Below are 15,368 nucleotides of genomic sequence, written 5' to 3'. Positions count from 1 at the left end.
CTTGCCTAAACTTGAGATCGGTTCTCATTTTGACTTGGAGTCATCATGTTTGAGTACCTCGTTGCGGGGTTGTTGACGTTCACCACCCCACCGTCATCCCCCACCGTCCCCACCGTTTCGCCCGCCCGGCAGCAGCCCGCACAAAGCGAGATCGACGAGCTGCGCCGGCGGCTCGACGTACTCGCCCAGGAACTGGAGCGGCTGCGCAGCGGGGAGCCGGAAGAAGAGTTGACCGAGGCGCAGCGCCGCAGCCTTGGCGTCGCCCCGTCGGCGGCGGCCATCTACCGCAAGAAGCAAGGGGTCTCGTTCGCCGGGTACGGCGAGATCGTCTACCAGAAACTGGACGACACCCTGGAGAACGGCGCCGCGAGCCCCGCATCGTCGCGGTTCGACTTCCTGCGCGCGGTGCTCTACGCGGGCTATCGCTTCAACGATCGATTCCTGTTCAACTCGGAGATCGAGTTCGAGCATGGCGGCGAAGAGGTCGGTGTGGAGTTCGCCTACGTCGATTACCGCGTGCGCAACGACCTCACGCTGCGCGGCGGGCTCCTGCTGCTGCCGATGGGCCTGATCAACGAGTTCCACGAGCCGACGGTGTACTTCGGCACGGGCCGGCCGGAGACGGAACGGCGGATCGTGCCGTCCACGTGGCGCGAGAACGGCGCCGGCGTACTGGGGAGCCGTGGCCCCGTGAGCTACCGCGCCTACGTCGTGACTGGCCTCAACGCGCGCGGCTTCAGCGCGAACGGCATCCGGGGCGGGCGCCAGTCCGGCAAGGAGGCCATCGCGGAAAATTTCGCCTTCGTGGGCCGCGCCGACCTCGCGCCGCTCGACGGCGTGTTGGTCGGCGGCAGCCTCTACGCGGGTGCATCCGGGCAGAACCAGGTCGGCGAGGTGGACGCGGGAACGACGATCGGCGAGGTGCACGGCCAGGCGCAGATGCGCGGCCTCGACGTGCGCGCGCTGTACGCCCGCGCGTCAATCGACGATGCCGCCGCGCTCAACGGGGCGTTGAAGCTCACGGGCGCCGCCGGCATCGGCAGCGTCATGGAAGGGGGATACGCGCAGGCGGGTTACAACGTGTTGAACCGCCGGAGCACCACGATCGCGCTGACGCCCTACTACCGGTTCGAGCGAGTCAACACGCACGCCGAAGTCCCAGCGGGCTTCACCGCCGATCCGGCGAAGCGCATTACCTGGCAGACGCTGGGCCTCGAGCTGCGCCCGGTGACCGGCGTCGTGGTCAAGACCGATTACCAGTGGGTGACCAACGGCGCGCGGACGGGCCGCAACCAGTTCAACATCGCGCTCGGCTACGCGTTCTGATGCGCGACGTCCTGCTCGCGATCGGCGTGCTCGGTCTGGCCACGGCATCTGCCGCGGCCGGTCCGGCCGGCATCACGCGGGACGAAGCGCTGGCGGCAGCGTTTCCCGGCGCGGTCATCAAGGCCGAGCAGGTGTTCCTGACCGCCGAGCAGCAGCGCCAGGCGGCGTCCCTCGCCGGGGTCGGCGTTCCCAGCGCGCTCGTGGCCCGCTACGTCGCGACGAAAGACGGGCAGGCTGTCGGGCGCGCCTACGTCGATACGCACGTCGTGCGGACGAAAAAAGAGTCGCTGCTGATCTCGCTCGATGCGGGGGGACGCGTAAAGAGGATCGACGTCACGGCGTTCCTCGAACCTCCCGAATACCGTGCCCCGCACGCCTGGGCCAAACAGCACCAGGGGCGCCCGCTCGACGACGACCTGCGGCTGCACCGCGCGATCCGGCCCATCGCCGGAGCCACGCTGACGGCCAGGGCGGTGACTGAAGCCGTCCGGCGCGTCCTGGCGATCGACGGTGTGCTGAGCAAGGAGCTCCAGCGATGACCGCTCTCCAGAGGCGCCTGCTCGCGGCGCTCAGCGTGATGGTCGGGGCGAGCGGCCTCGCCTATCTGTGGATGAAGTACTTCATGGAGGCGAGCGATCCCTTCGCCGTCGTGAACCATCCGTGGCAGCCGTACATGCTGTACGTGCACATCCTGTCGGCCCCCGCGCTCGTGCTGATGTTCGGCATCATCTGGTCCGCGCACGTGACGGCGAAGATCGACGGGGGCCAGCCGTACAACCGCCGGTCGGGCCTCGTGTCGGTCTGGACATTCGTCGTGATGGTCGCATCCGGATATCTGCTCCAGGTCCTCACGTCTGAACGGCTGCATTTCGCCACGATGGTGGCGCACGTGGCAAGCGGCACGCTGTTCCTCATCATGTACGCCGCGCACATCGCGTTAAGCCTGCGCCACCAGCGCCGGCAGCGACGAGCCGAACCGATCCGGCCGGCCGCGTGATCCCGGCCCTCGCGCTCGCTCAGACGCTCGTGCTCGCGCTGGCGCAGCCGGTCGCGTCGGCCGAAGCGAGCCGCGAGGCATACCTGATGGGCACGCGCGCCACTCTTGTCGCGCGCGCGGCGTCCCGTCCCGAGGCGCTCTCCGCGCTGGACGCGCTCCTTCGCGTTCTCGAAGACACCGAGCAGGACCTGAGCACCTGGCGCGACACGCCATTCAATCGGCTGAACCGTGCGCGCCCCGGCGAGATCGCCGCCGTGCCGCCGGCACTCTGCGAGCTGATGGGCCTCCTCTCGGACTGGACGCGCCGCACCGGCGGCACCTTCGACCCCGCGGCGGGGCCGCTCCTCGACATCTGGGGCGTGCAGACGACCGCGCGCGTGCCGTCGCACGAGGAAATCATCGCGGCCCTGCCGGCATCGCGCTTCTCCGCGTGGAGCTTCGAGAGGTCCGCGTGCACGATCCGCCGTCCGGAGCACGGGCGCCTGGACTCGGGAGGCTTCGGAAAAGGAGAGGCGATCGATCGGGCGTCTGCCGCGGCCGTTCCCTCGGCGGGGTGGCTCATCGATCTGGGGGGCCAGGTCGGCGTGTGGGGCGTCAGCCCGCCAGGCGGCTGGCGCGTCGCCGTCGCGCATCCGCGACACCGGTCCCGGAGGCTGTTCGACGTCAGGCTGACGAGCGGATCGATCGCGACCAGCGGCGGGTCGCAGCGCGATCAGCGCGCGGGCCGCGCGCGCGTCGGACACATCATCGACCCTCGCACCGGCACGCCGGCGACATTCGGCGGCTCGGTCGTGGTCTGGAACGAACGCGGCCTCGTCGCGGACATCCTCTCGACCGCGCTGTACGTGATGGGGCCGGAGCAAGGCCTGCGCTGGGCGAACGCGCAGGGTGTCTCCGCCTGCTTTCTCATTCCCTCGGGGAACCGCGTGCGCGTGCGGGCCTCGGACGCGTTCCGTCAGCGCTTCCCCAGCGCGCGCCGACCGGTTCGCTCCTAGCTGACCGGCGTGAGCGGGATCGGGCGCTTGTAGCTCGCGATCGAGATCTGCGCGGCCATCTGCTCGGCCGCGGCCATGAACGCGCGCGCGGGCGGTGAATCGGGCTCGGCCAGCACCAGCGGCATTCCCGAGTCGCCACCGCGCCGAATTGGCTCGTAGATCGGCACGCGGCCGATGAACGGGACGCTCATCGCCTTCGCGAGTCCCTCGCCGCCCCCTTTCCCGAAGATGTCGCTCTCGTGATGGCAGTTCGGGCACACGAAGTGGCTCATGTTCTCGATGAGCCCGAGCGTCGGGATGTTCAGCTTCTGGTACATCCGCACGGCCCGCCGCGTGTCGGCCAGCGACACGTTCTGCGGCGTCGTCACGAGCACGGCGCCGGTCACCGGAACCACCTGGCTGAGGCTGAGCGCCACGTCGCCGGTGCCCGGCGGCATGTCGACGATGAGGTAGTCGAGCGCCGGCCACCGTACCTCGCGAAAGAACTGCTGGATGACGCCGTGCAGCATCGGCCCGCGCCAGATGACCGGCGAATCGTCCTGGGTGAGGAAGCCGATCGACACGACGTGGATGCCATACTGCTCGGCCGGCACGATCTTCTGGCCGTCGGTCGTGAGCTGCGTGTTCAGCCCCAGCATCATCGGCACGTTCGGGCCGTAGATGTCGCCGTCGATCAGGCCGACCTGGCTGCCGCATCTCGCCAGCGCCGCCGCGAGGTTCACTGCGACGGTCGTCTTGCCGACGCCCCCTTTTCCAGCGCCGACCGCGATGATGTTCTTGACGCCGGGGATCCCCGCCCGGCTGAAGTCCGCGCCGCCCGCACGAACCTGCGCGGACATCCGCACCTCGACCTCGGTCACGCCCGGAACGGCCGAGACCGCGGCTTTCGCCTCGTCGCGCATCTTGTCCTTCACAGGACACGCGGGCGTGGTCAGCTCGATCGTGAAATCGACACGACCGCCGCTGATGGACAGCTTCTTGATGAACCCGAGGGCGACGATATCTCGATGCAGGTCGGGGTCCTTGACGCTCCGCAACGCCGACAGGACCGCCGCCTCAGTGACTTCGGTAGCCATCCCGCTATTGTACCTTCCAACGCCGGGCGGGGCGCGATCGATGGCGGGAATCCGCGGTGGCTTAACGGCCCGCCCGCCGGTCGGCCATGTCGCCGACGACCGGCAATTTGAAACGCTCGCCGTGGAATGCCTTGTACATCAGGAGAATCCAGAGCGCGACGCTGACGGGCCAGAAGAGGAACCACAGCGGCACGAACCACAGCGCCAGGAAGATGGGAAGAAACGTGAGCACCGACTGCCACGCGTGGAACCGGACGAAGCGGCTCTTCCTCTCGATGGCGAGAAACAGCGCGCCGCTCAGCCAGCCGGCGACATAGGCCAGCATTCCGGCCACCGCGAGGTCCAGGCCGGTGCTCGACGTTTCCGGACTTCCGCCGTCGGTCAACTCAGAGCGCCCCGCCCGACATCATGCCCCCGACGCCCCCGGCAACGCCCATGATCAGCGCCAGCACGAAGTACACCACGATGACGACGAGAACGGAGACGACCATGTAGGCGATCACCTTGTCGGGCGGTGTCTTCATCATGACGGGCACGCCCAGGTAATACACGTACACGCAGTACACCGCCGCGAAGATCACGAGAACGCTGAGGGCCGGGACGAGGTTCAGCACGCCGGCGATCCAGACCGCCGTGCTCGAGTAGGCCACCAGCTTCAACGCCTGGCGCTGATCGTCGCGCGACCCGAAGGTGGGCGCCAGCTTGGAGACGATGAAGGCCGCGACGAACGCGCCGACGAGCGCGCCGATGTACTCGAAGACCGCCGCGCGGAGCGCCTCGCCGACGCCGAAGCGGTACCGGCCGACGAACGGCACCGGCATGCCGAAGACGACGCGGCCGATGAAGTTGCACACGACCGGAATGGCCGCGAGCGGGACGATGTAGGACTTGTAGAGCGTCGCGATGTCGGTCGGCTCCGCCTCGATCACCGGCCATTCCTGCTTCGGCTGCTTGAGAATGCGCGTCACGCGTTCCTGCAGGTTCATTGAATACTCCTTGTCGGCTCAGACGGCTGCGCGGGCGCGGGTTCGAAGCGCGCGCGCGCATCCTGGTTCAACAGCACCCAGAACGTGTAGATCCCCAGCGCCGTGCCGAACGGCAGCAGAAACAGATTCAGCAACCCGAGGCCAAGCGCGGTGATCCGCGCCGCCCCCCGATGCCGCCGCAGTCCCGCCCCCGCCCACACGTTGGCCCCGCCCCCAATCAGCAGCACGATGCTCGCAGCCGTGAGCGCGAACGCCGTCAGCGCCGCCCCGATCTCCGGCCCCCGGTGCATGCCGGAGGCGGCAATCGCCACCGCGCCGGCCGCCAGCAGCAGCACGGAAATCCCCAGCAGCACGCCGAGCGCGCCCCAGACGATGTACAGCAGCCCGAGCAGGTCGATGTGTTTAAGCATGCTCAGCGCCCCTGGGGAGCGCCGCGACTCCGCTGCATCACGTATCGGATTGTGGGAATGAGCCGCGCTGATTCTAACGGACCGCGACCCGAATTTCGATGGCCGTAAACGGCGAGGCCCCGTCCAAGGGACGAACCGGCAGCGCGAACCGGAAAAACGCGCCGTCTTCCGTGCCCGCGGGCAGCGTGACGGAGATCCGGCGCGAGGAGACCAGCTCGCCGGTGCCCGCACACGGCGCACACGCGTCGAGCCAGACCTCGCCGCGCCCGCCGCAGGCAGGACAGAGATGGCGGACGGGAATCATGAGGGGCACGTCGCCGCCCGCGCGTGCTTCGTCGCGGGAGACCGAGAGTTCGGCGACGAGCGCGCCAGTGTGCGGCTCGCGCCCGAAAAACGACGCGCGCATCCGGTCGGCGAGCCGCGCCGCCGACGGAAAGTCGATGGCGACCTCGTCGTGCCACGGCTCGTGCGAAGACAGCCGGCGGCTCGCGCGGCGCACTTCCTCCGCCCCCGCGTCGCGCCTCACGCCGATCACGTCGTAGTAATCGCGCACTGGGAAGTACACTAGGGGGCGATCCGCGCGCTGTCAACCTTTCTCGATCGCGGCGCGACCCCGCCCGGGAGGCATAATTGACCCATGCCAAAAGAATGCCCGATGTGCGGCGATTCGATGGAATTGGTCGCCCGCGAGGAGACCGTTCGCGTGCCGGGCACCGCCGAGACATACAAGCGGCAAATCCGCGAATGGACGTGCCGCGAGTGCGACTACTTCGAGGAAGCGGCCGAGGACGAGGGCTGAGGGCGAGGGGGCCGCAGCCCCCGAAGGCTTACCGTACGCCGAGGGTGAGCATCATCTCGCGGCGGAGTGCATCCTCGAAGTCGTGAAAATCGAGCGACGTTTCGCATTCGTCGCACAGAACTTCGGCGACCGACGGCCGGTTCTCCTCGGCCACCTCGACACGGGAATCTTCGACCCGTACCACGTGCATCTGCAGCGTTTTCACGACGAAATTACGGTCGTTGCCGCAGTTCGGACAGACAAGTGCCATTCAGAACTCCTCAACTCAACGTTGAAATTGTATGAGCGCGCACCGCGCGAAGCAATGAGATCTTCACGCCCGGAGGCAGTAAAATCGTCCGGGAGCCCTCATTTATGCCGATTGACTCGACGAGCCACGCCGAGATCCGCTCGGAACCGCGCGGCCCGCACTGGATTGCCTGGGTCCCGGACGAGGCCGGAAAGCCCCGGAACGCGATAGTTCTGGTGGGACGAACGCGGGAGGAAGCCGAGGCGCGGGCACGCCAGTATTACGGCGTGTAAGTCTGGCCTTCCTCCTCGTCGAATTCGTACGCGTCGGCTTCGGGATCCGCCAGGTCGCCGAGGCGCAGAATCTGCCCCTGCGTATGACCCGTCAGGCTGCAGTAATGTCCCTTCGCCTCGATGGACACGACCGCCACGTCCCAGGGCCGGGCGCGATACGCCGCCGCGACGCAGCCGCAGGGCATGCCCTCGAGCGCTTCGAGCTCGAACAGCGGGTTCGCGCGTCGCGCGTCGGAAACAAACCCGGCGGAGACTGTCATGCTGCACCTCCCGGGGGGGTCGGCGGCCCCGGCGCCACGTGCCCCGTGCCGATGCAAACCCGGAGCCACTATTTCCTTAGACCTTCTCAACTGCTTTTCGGTTCCCTCGCCCTGTCTGAATGACACGATCGCCCTAACTGATACTCGTGCCCCCGGTTCTTACGCGCGCGCAGAGCTGGCGCCGCTGAGGCGGCTGCGCGTGCGGGAACCAGCCCGTGGCATCAGGGGTAAATCACGGCGCCGCTCACGTCGGCACCGGGAAACAGCGCCCGTGCCGCCGCTTCGTAGATCTCCAGCTGGCGTGCGTGCTCCGCTTTCCGGCGGCCGGTCTTGAACTCCAGGATGAACACCGTGCCGTCGGCCCGGCGGACGAGGCAATCGATCGTGCCCCGCAGGATCACCGAGCCGTCGCCCTTCTGGATCTGCAGCGAGAACGGCACTTCGTGGTCACAAACGCCGCTGGCGAGCATCGCCGCCACGTCGGCGCGGCGCGCGAGCGATCCGTACAGTGTCGACGCCTCGGCAATCGCGGCCTCCTCGGCGGCGAGCTGTGCGCGTTCCTCGGGGCGAAGGAGCGCGCGGGCGCGGCGCGCCACCGCCGCCGCGTCTCCTGGCGGCACGGCTGATTGGAAGAGCCGGTGCACGAGCGTGCCGACCATCAGGTCGTCGGCCGACGCGAACGGCTGTGCGGCGCCGAACCTCGTGCCTGCCGCAGCCGCGCTGGCGTAGCTCGTCGCGGCGATGCGCGGCGCGCCACCCGCGATGGCGAGCGGGCCAAAGATGTCACCGCCGGGGAACGCCGTCTCGAGACTGGCCAGGGGGACCGGCGCAGCGCGGCGCGGCTCCGCGGGCTTGACGACGCGCAACACGTGCGTCTCGCCCGATGCCGTGCGCCACGCCACCGTGTCGTGCGCGGCGTTCTGCGACCCACAGAGCGCCCGGAGAGAGCCGGGAAGCACTTCGCCGAGGCTGCCGCGCATCGGGCGCATCTCGCCGTCTTTCAGGACGGTCCCGAGGTACAGCGCGTCGCGCGCGCGCGTCAGCGCGACGTACAAGAGGCGCTTGGTTTCTTCCTCTTCGCGCGCCCGGTGATCCTCGTCCGCCTCGGAGATATAGGAGGCGACCGAAACCGACGGCTCCCCGCCAGGGCCATCGGCCACGACGCGCACCGGCGGCGGCGTGCCCCCCGCCCCTTTCGCGAGATTGACGACGAACACCACCGGGAACTCCAGGCCCTTGGCGGCGTGCACGGTCATCAGGTTCACGGCGGCCACCGCTTCGAGCGTCGCGTTCGACTCGTCGCCGGCCGACAGGCTGTCGAGGTGCTCGGCGATTCGCCGGAGCGTCGCGTAGCCGCGGTTCTGGATGCGGCGGACGAGGGCGCGCATCTTCTTGACGTTCTCGCGCGCCTGCGCGCGGCGAGGGCCGCGCAGCTCGTAGTCGTACGCGGTTTCCGCGAGGATCTGATCGAGCAGTTCGGCCGGCGGAACGCGGTCGGCCAGCCGCAGCCAGCCGGCGACCGAGACGCGTGCCCGCGCGAGGCGGGCCGCATCGTCGGGGCGCAATAAGGGGTCGGGAGTATTTTTGCCGGAATCGAGGGCCGCAAGAACACTCCCGACCCCTTTTATCCGTACCAGCCCCTCGTCCGAGATCCTCACGAACCGCGAGCGCAGAAGCGCCGCCGCGCGCACGTGGGACGTCGGGTCGGCAAGGAACCGCAGCAGCGCGAGGAGATCCTTGATCTCGTCCGCGTCGAAAAACCCGAGCCCCTTGTAGACGTACGCGGGGATGCCGCGCTCCTCCAGCGCCGCTTCGAACTCGCGATGGCTCGCGCGCGAGCGGAAGAGGATCGCGATGTCTCCGGGGCGCGCCGGGCGGCTCACGCCGGTCTCCCGGTCACGCACGGTCGCGCCGCCGAGCAGCGCGGCGATCTCGTCGCCGACCGCCGCCGCACAGCCCTCCGGCGTCTCGGCGAAGACGATCCCCAGCGGCGTCGCGGCGCGCGCATCATCCACGTCGGCGGTCATCGGTGGCGGAAACCGGTCGCTCTCGCCGAACTGGAACGCGTCAGCCCGCCCGGCGTCCTGCTCGATCTCCCCGAACACGCCGTTGACGAACGCCAGCAGCGCCGGGCGCGCGCGGAAACTGAATGCAATCGATCGCCGCGGCGACAGGCCGTCCGGCCTCAGCGCGCCGATGTAGGCACCCGCTTGCTGCAGTACCGTCACCTCGGCATCACGGAAGCGATAGATCGACTGCTTCCGGTCGCCGACCACGAAGATCGATGGCGGCAGCGGCGCGTCGTGCGCGACGCCGCTCCCCTCGCTCCACGCCTGGATCAGCAGCGACACCAGCTCCCACTGCGCGCGGCTCGTGTCCTGGAACTCGTCGACGAGCACGTGGTGGTAGCGCGACTCGAGCCGGTAGCGGCTGCGCGAGAACTCCTCCATCTGCGCGAGGAGGGCCAGCGCGTGCTCCAGCACGTCCGAAAAATCCAGGACCGATCGCTCCTCGAGCGTCCGGCGATACTCGTCGATCGCGATGGCGAACATCTGCCGGACGCCGCGGGCCAGGACCACGTTCAGATCGCGTGAGAACGCGTCGAGCGCGTCCTTCACCCGCGGCGCGGCGGCGGCCACCGCGTCGCGGTGCCGGCGGTAGGCGGCCGGGGAGTCGAACTGCTCCTGCCGGTACGGATGCAGCTGGCCGGCGGTGGTGCGGGGCTCGCCGTCCGCCTTGAGGAAGTGCCGCCGCGCGCGCTCCATCACGCCGCGCACCTGCGCCGGCGGCGCGTCGCAGAGCGACTCGAGCCGCGCGAGGTCGCGCGCGAAAAGGCGGTAGCGCGGGTGGCGCACCGGGCCATCGGCCACGAGCGCCGCGAGGCCGCCGGGCACGCCCTGCAGCGCGTCCTGCAGCCGCGTCACCGACGCGCGGCAGACGCCGCGCACGTGCAGGTCGCGCGGGCCCGACGCGAGGAAGCGATCGAGCGCCTGCCGCGCCACGAGCCGCCGCTGCAGCAGGTGCGCGAGGCCCGCGCGCGCGCGGGTGATGCCGAGCTGCGCGAGCACGAGCGCCAGCTCCTCGTCTTTCGAGGCGCGCAGCAGGCAGATGCGCAGCGCGCGGTCGAGCGCCTCTTCGACGAGCCGCGGCACCTCCGTCTCGTCGGCCATCGAGAAGCCCGGCTCCAGGTTCGCCTCGAGCGGGAACTCGCGCAGCAGCGACAGGCAGAACGCGTCGATCGTGCTGATCTCGATGTCGGACAGGCGATCGCGCAGCCCGTTCCACCGCGCGCGGTCCGCGGCCGACTGCGACGCGGCGCGCTTCAGCTCGCGGACGATCCGGTCGCGCATCTCCGCCGCGGCCTTGCGCGTGAAAGTCATCGCGAGGATGTTGGACGGATCGACGCCGTCGCGCAGCAGGTTCAAATAGCGGCGCACCAGGACCGTCGTCTTTCCCGTGCCCGCCGAGGCTTCCAGCACGACGTTGTGACGCGGATCGACGGCGTACTCGCGCGCGGGCTGGTCCGGCAGCTGCCGCGTGTGAGTCGCCCCGGGCGCCGAGCCGAACAGATCGAGCTGCTCACTCATCGCCCACGTAGTCCTTCCGGCACACCGCCGCATACGCGCAGTAGGTGCAGAGGTACGGGTCGTCCGGCCGCGGCGGGAACTCGCCGCGCTCGATCCCTTCGACCGCATCGAGCAGCCGTGCCTGCCCCGTCGCCAGCGCGGCGTCGATGTCGCCGCGCGCGGCGAGCGCGCGGAACACGTCCGGCTCGCCGAACGCGACGTATCCCGCCTCCGCGACGCGCCACGACCGGCCGCCGTGCCCTTCGAGGTGCTGCGTCGCGCACACGCCGTAGATCGGCAGTTGCAGCGCACGCGACATCCTCGGCGCGCGCCCGAGCTTGTAGTCGATGATGCGGAGCGTGCCGTCGGCCAGCAGATCGATCCGATCCGCCTGCGCGCGGATCCGGATCGCGCGACGGCGCTCCCCCGCCTCGAAGGTGTACTCCCCCTCGAGGCGGTGCTCGAGCAGGCGCTCCACGACCGGCACGTCGCGCTCGATCTCGAAGGCGAACAGGCGCTCGGCAAGCCCCGCCACCGCCGCCGATCCGAGGAGCCGCGCTTCCTCGAGCGCGCGGTCGAGCGCCGAGAGCGACGGCAGCCGCTCTTCGGCGAGCGCGCGGAACTCCGCGAGCGCCTCCTCGGCGATGTCGGCGGTGACCGCGCCACGCCCGGACGCCTGCCAGCGCTTGAAGAACTCCATCAGGAGATCGTGCAGGAACTGGCCGCGCTCGGCCGGGCTCATTCCCGCCTCCGCCTCGCGCTCCTCGTCCAGCTTCAACACGAAAGCCGCGAAGTACTTGAACGGGCACGCGAGGTACTGCTCGAGATGGCTGACAGCAAACGTCCCGGCTGGCTGGGGGCCCGCCGAGCCGCGGAAGCGCGCGGGATCGCCTTCGTCCGGTCCCCTCCGGAGCGCCAGCCATTCGGCCGCGTCCCCTTCGACGATGGGCGCAACCGGATCCGTTGCGAGTGCGTCGTGCACCGAGATCCTCGCGCGAGGCGGAGCGGGGGGACGCTCCACGCGCAACCCGGATGTCTCGAGTTCCTCGGCGAACGTGGAGGGCGCCACGAGCGCGTCGTCTTCGAGACTCGGTGCGGAAACCGAAATGCGCCGGCTGGGCAGGTGCAGCAGATCCGTGAAGCCGGCGCGCGCCGCCGCCAGTTCAGCGGGCTCGGCCGGCCATCCGAGCTGCGTCAGCAGGTGACCGGGATAGAAGATGTTGCGCCCGGAACGCGCGGGCCAGTCGCGCTCGATGAGACCGACAATGCGGAGCTCGTCGTACGTCCCGAAGCGCGCCGCGGCGCTGTCGACCAGGTGAATCCCGCCCTCGCCCGTGCGCGGCGCGAAGGTCTGTCCCTCGATCCAGCGTCGAACGGCGGCGCTCAGCTCCGCCGCGTCGATCGGCTCGTCGTCGTATCGTGCGTGCGCGTCCCGCAGACCCTCCAGCGCGGCGAGCACCGCGGCGCGCGCGCGAAGATGGCGCTCGCGCCAGGAGGCGGACGGCGGTGGCGTGCGGTCGTACCGCCGCAGGAACGCGAGGAGCGCGTCGAGCTGCGCGGACGCGCGCCCGCCCTCGCGCACCGCCTCGAGCTCCTCCGCGACCCTCAGCGCGGCGTCGAGCGCCCCGAGCGCCGGCTCCTTCGCCCGCGGATGCTCGCGGACGCGCGCGAGCTGCGCTCGATCGCCCAGGTACTTGGCCTCGGCCAGCAAGCCATTGAGAGCGGCGACGGCGCCCGCCGACAGCCGGCGGCCGGAGCCGGCGAATGCGAATTGCGGCAGCCGCAGGAGATCGATCAACGAGCCGCGCGTGTAGTCCGACACCATGCAGGCCAACACTGCATCGAGCGCCGCGGCAAACGGCTCGGCCGCGAGCGGGAGCGCATCCGACGCTTCGTACCCGATGCGGGCGGCGGGAAACACGTGCCGCGCGAGATACAGGTACGGCAGCGGCCGCTGGAACACGATCGCAAACCGTCCGGGATCCGTACCGCGCCCTTTCAGCATGCGCGCGGTCTCGACCAGCTCCTCCTCGCGATCGCGCGCGGTGAAATGAAACGGCGCGCCGGGCCCTTCGGGCGCGAGCAGGATCGGAGCCGGGCCGAGGCCGCCGCCCGCCCGCACCTCTTCGATGCCGGGGAGACGCTCCATCAGGCGTTCGTGCAACCCGGCCGCGAGCTCGCCGTCCGTCGCGATGACATCGACCTGTCGGAGGCCCGGGAGTCGCGTCAGCAGGTCGAAGTCCGCCGGCCACAAGCCTCCCGGACCCGACCCGTCGTCGCCGGTGGCCACGACGATGTGCGCGATCGGGCGTGGCGCCTCGCGCTCGAGAAGCATCCGGCGGAGCGCATGCTCGTCGATGCCGTCCGACCTGGCGACCGCGGCTTCGTACGCGCGATAGGTCGCTGCCAGGAACGTCGTCTGCCGCAGCAGACGTTCGGCGCCCCGATCGTCATCAGCGCCCGCGCCGAGCGTCTCGGTGAGGAGCCGATCGAAGGCCTCGACGGTCCGGTGGCGCCGCCGCAGCTCGTCGTAGAAGCGCAGGATCTCGACGATGAGACCCGGGCGCAGCCGGAAGGGAGGCACGATGCCGCCCGCGGCCGTCTGCCGCGCGGCACGGCGCAGCAGCGCTTCACGCTCGAAGTCAGAGAGACGCGAGGGCTCTCCCCCGATGCGCTCGTGGAGGACGGAATACAGCTCCGCGCGCGTGACGATCATCGGCAGCGTCGTTGCGGGCGCACGCTCGGAGAGGCGCACGTCCTCGACCGTGCGGCGCAGCGATGCGCCGGCGGCGTGCGTGGGAACGATGACGCAGCGCGCGCGCAGATCGTCGAGCGTGTCGGTGGCGAACGCGGCCTCGACGATCGCCTGCTGCATGGCGCGCAGGCCGGCGGCGCGGACCAGGCGCGTCCGCCGCGGGGTGACTACGGGAGTGACGGGGGTCTCAGCCAACGGGTCAGGTCTTTCTGGGCACGATCGAACAGCATCTGCGCGCCGGCCGCCGCCGACGAGGCGCTCCACGCGGTCTGCTCGTCACCGGTCGAGATCGCGTCGAGCCGCTGGCGGCAGGCGGACGCCGCGAGCTGAACGGCGCTGACAAACAGGGCGTGGACCGGCGTCAGGTCGGCAGGGGGGGTCACGCGCGACATCAGCAGCGCGGCCTCGCTCGTCCGCAGTTCCGCACGCAGCAGTGCGGCACGCGAAGGGCCGGCCAGCTCCTTGATGTCATCGACCACGTGGCGCAGGCCGGCGACGACGCGCAGCCCCTCGGCCATCTCGCGCCTGTAGGAGCGGTATTCGGGCAGCCGCAGCGCCCAGCGATCCCGCGCAAGGCGCAGGCGCCGCGCGGCATCCAGGCGCGCGTCGAGCGTGGCGAGCAGCGCGCTGACCTCCGCCGGCCTGCGGCGGCCGAGCCGATCGTCCTGCGAGAGCACCTGGGCGATCACGCCCTGGACGCCGCGGACATCGGCCGCGCGGGCCCGCGACTGCGCGCGCGCGAGGGCTGACTGCGCCAGCCCGCCGTACGAGCGATCGATCGTGCCCTCGGCGTCGATCTCGCGGCGGGCGCGCGCCGCGAGCGCCACAGCCCAATCCTCTCCGGCGCCGGCCAGCGCGCGTTCGACGGCGGCGAGCACCGTCCGTCGCTCGCCGGCGTCGCCGGCGAGCGCGGCGGCGGCCATCGCCTGCTCCGCGGACTCGCGCAACGACGGGGGCGGCAGCAGCGGAACGGCGGGGGGCGGCAGCACCATCGCGACCAGCTGCAGGTCGAAGCCGCCCCGGGCGCCGGCAGACGCGCGCAGTTCCGCCGCCACTTCATCGAGCATCGTGGAGAGTTCCGACACATCGCGCGAGCGGTACCCGTAACTGTCGCGGGACCATTCGCCGAGCCGGCGCCGCGCGGCGTCGGCGATGCGCAGCCGCAGCCCGGCGTCTTCGGTCGTCGCGATTTCGTTCAGCGCGGAGGCGACCTCCGCGTTGAGCGCCGCGTAGTCCTGCTCGCCGCGCGTGCCGGCATAGTACGCCGCGCGCGCGGCGTCGGCGTACTGCTCGGTCGCGGCCCAGTCCACGCTGGCCGCCGGAATGCTCACGAGCTGCAGCGCGGGCGCGGTGTGGCTGCCGCCCAGCGGCATCGAGAACACCACGCGGTCCGCCACGCGCGCGAACTCGCCGTAGCTCGCGAGCGAGGACCCGTTGGTCAGGAAAACGCGGTAGTAAACGGCAGGAGGTTCCGCTGCCGCGCTGCCAGCCGTGGCCAGCGCCGCGAACAAGACGATGAGCGCCCGAACCACAGTCACGCTAGTTTACCAACGCGCGCGCGGCGCCGCGCGCCGCAAGGCGAAAATCACCCGATCCGGGTCCTGTGGAAAACATGTGGACGCATCGCGGATTTGATGTGGACAAAGCGACAGCCGATCTTTTTTTGCCGTGCCCGC

15 protein-coding genes are annotated in these 15,368 nt (G+C 70.2%); 5 read left to right on the top strand and 10 right to left on the bottom strand.

The window, feature by feature from the left end; genetic code table 11:
- The first annotated feature begins 45 nt into the window (after positions 1-45).
- From HYU53_16660 to HYU53_16645, 4 genes are read left to right on the top strand one after another with little or no spacing between them, the layout of a single operon-like run.
- On the top strand, positions 46-1,326 hold the full coding sequence (locus tag HYU53_16660; protein MBI2222823.1) for a hypothetical protein: 1,281 nt from the start codon (positions 46-48) through the stop codon (positions 1,324-1,326).
- Complete coding sequence (locus tag HYU53_16655) at positions 1,326-1,865, top strand: FMN-binding protein (GenBank protein MBI2222822.1); 540 nt, start codon at positions 1,326-1,328, stop codon at positions 1,863-1,865. Before HYU53_16660 ends, HYU53_16655 begins: the two co-directional genes overlap by 1 nt.
- Positions 1,862-2,323: a hypothetical protein gene (locus HYU53_16650; protein MBI2222821.1), complete on the top strand. Its 462-nt coding sequence runs from the start codon at positions 1,862-1,864 to the stop codon at positions 2,321-2,323. The genes HYU53_16655 and HYU53_16650 overlap by 4 nt, the downstream gene beginning before the upstream one ends.
- Positions 2,320-3,318: an FAD:protein FMN transferase gene (locus tag HYU53_16645; GenBank protein ID MBI2222820.1), complete on the top strand. Its 999-nt coding sequence runs from the start codon at positions 2,320-2,322 to the stop codon at positions 3,316-3,318. Before HYU53_16650 ends, HYU53_16645 begins: the two co-directional genes overlap by 4 nt.
- Here the strand turns inward: HYU53_16645 and HYU53_16640 are convergent.
- The 5 genes from HYU53_16640 to HYU53_16620 all read right to left on the bottom strand — a co-directional run bounded on the left by HYU53_16640 (position 3,315) and on the right by HYU53_16620 (position 6,343).
- Entirely contained in the window at positions 3,315-4,394 is a 1,080-nt protein-coding gene (locus HYU53_16640) for an Mrp/NBP35 family ATP-binding protein (protein ID MBI2222819.1), read from the bottom strand. The genes HYU53_16645 and HYU53_16640 overlap by 4 nt on opposite strands.
- Before the next feature lie 61 nt (positions 4,395-4,455).
- Positions 4,456-4,779: a hypothetical protein gene (locus tag HYU53_16635; GenBank protein ID MBI2222818.1), complete on the bottom strand. Its 324-nt coding sequence runs from the start codon at positions 4,777-4,779 to the stop codon at positions 4,456-4,458.
- Between the two features lies 1 nt (position 4,780).
- Positions 4,781-5,380 carry a YIP1 family protein gene (locus HYU53_16630; protein MBI2222817.1) on the bottom strand — a complete coding sequence of 200 codons (600 nt, stop codon included), beginning with the start codon at positions 5,378-5,380 and terminating at the stop codon, positions 4,781-4,783.
- On the bottom strand, positions 5,377-5,790 hold the full coding sequence (locus HYU53_16625; protein ID MBI2222816.1) for a hypothetical protein: 414 nt from the start codon (positions 5,788-5,790) through the stop codon (positions 5,377-5,379). The genes HYU53_16630 and HYU53_16625 overlap by 4 nt, the downstream gene beginning before the upstream one ends.
- A gap of 73 nt (positions 5,791-5,863) precedes the next feature.
- Complete coding sequence (locus HYU53_16620; protein MBI2222815.1) at positions 5,864-6,343, bottom strand: hypothetical protein; 480 nt, start codon at positions 6,341-6,343, stop codon at positions 5,864-5,866.
- Positions 6,344-6,427: 84 nt separating this feature from the next.
- Between HYU53_16620 and HYU53_16615 the strand changes: the two genes are divergently transcribed.
- Positions 6,428-6,589 carry a hypothetical protein gene (locus HYU53_16615; protein ID MBI2222814.1) on the top strand — a complete coding sequence of 54 codons (162 nt, stop codon included), beginning with the start codon at positions 6,428-6,430 and terminating at the stop codon, positions 6,587-6,589.
- Between the two features lie 28 nt (positions 6,590-6,617).
- On the opposite strand, the gene HYU53_16610 is transcribed toward HYU53_16615, so the two are convergent.
- The 5 genes from HYU53_16610 to HYU53_16590 all read right to left on the bottom strand — a co-directional run bounded on the left by HYU53_16610 (position 6,618) and on the right by HYU53_16590 (position 15,230).
- Positions 6,618-6,839, bottom strand: coding sequence for a hypothetical protein (locus HYU53_16610; protein ID MBI2222813.1), 222 nt, complete (start codon positions 6,837-6,839; stop codon positions 6,618-6,620).
- A 259-nt stretch (positions 6,840-7,098) separates the two neighbouring features.
- On the bottom strand, positions 7,099-7,371 hold the full coding sequence (locus tag HYU53_16605; GenBank protein ID MBI2222812.1) for a hypothetical protein: 273 nt from the start codon (positions 7,369-7,371) through the stop codon (positions 7,099-7,101).
- Positions 7,372-7,592: 221 nt separating this feature from the next.
- Entirely contained in the window at positions 7,593-10,958 is a 3,366-nt protein-coding gene (locus HYU53_16600; protein MBI2222811.1) for a UvrD-helicase domain-containing protein, read from the bottom strand.
- Complete coding sequence (locus tag HYU53_16595; GenBank protein MBI2222810.1) at positions 10,951-13,887, bottom strand: PD-(D/E)XK nuclease family protein; 2,937 nt, start codon at positions 13,885-13,887, stop codon at positions 10,951-10,953. The genes HYU53_16600 and HYU53_16595 overlap by 8 nt, the downstream gene beginning before the upstream one ends.
- A complete protein-coding gene (locus HYU53_16590; GenBank protein MBI2222809.1) occupies positions 13,860-15,230 on the bottom strand; it encodes a hypothetical protein in 1,371 nt (456 codons plus the stop codon). Before HYU53_16590 ends, HYU53_16595 begins: the two co-directional genes overlap by 28 nt.
- Between the last annotated feature and the right edge of the window lie 138 nt (positions 15,231-15,368).

This window comes from Acidobacteriota bacterium (assembly GCA_016184105.1).
GTDB lineage: Bacteria > Acidobacteriota > Vicinamibacteria > Vicinamibacterales > 2-12-FULL-66-21 > JACPDI01.
Note: the sequence above shows the minus strand (reverse complement) of the source record. Positions and strands in the feature narration are given on the sequence as shown.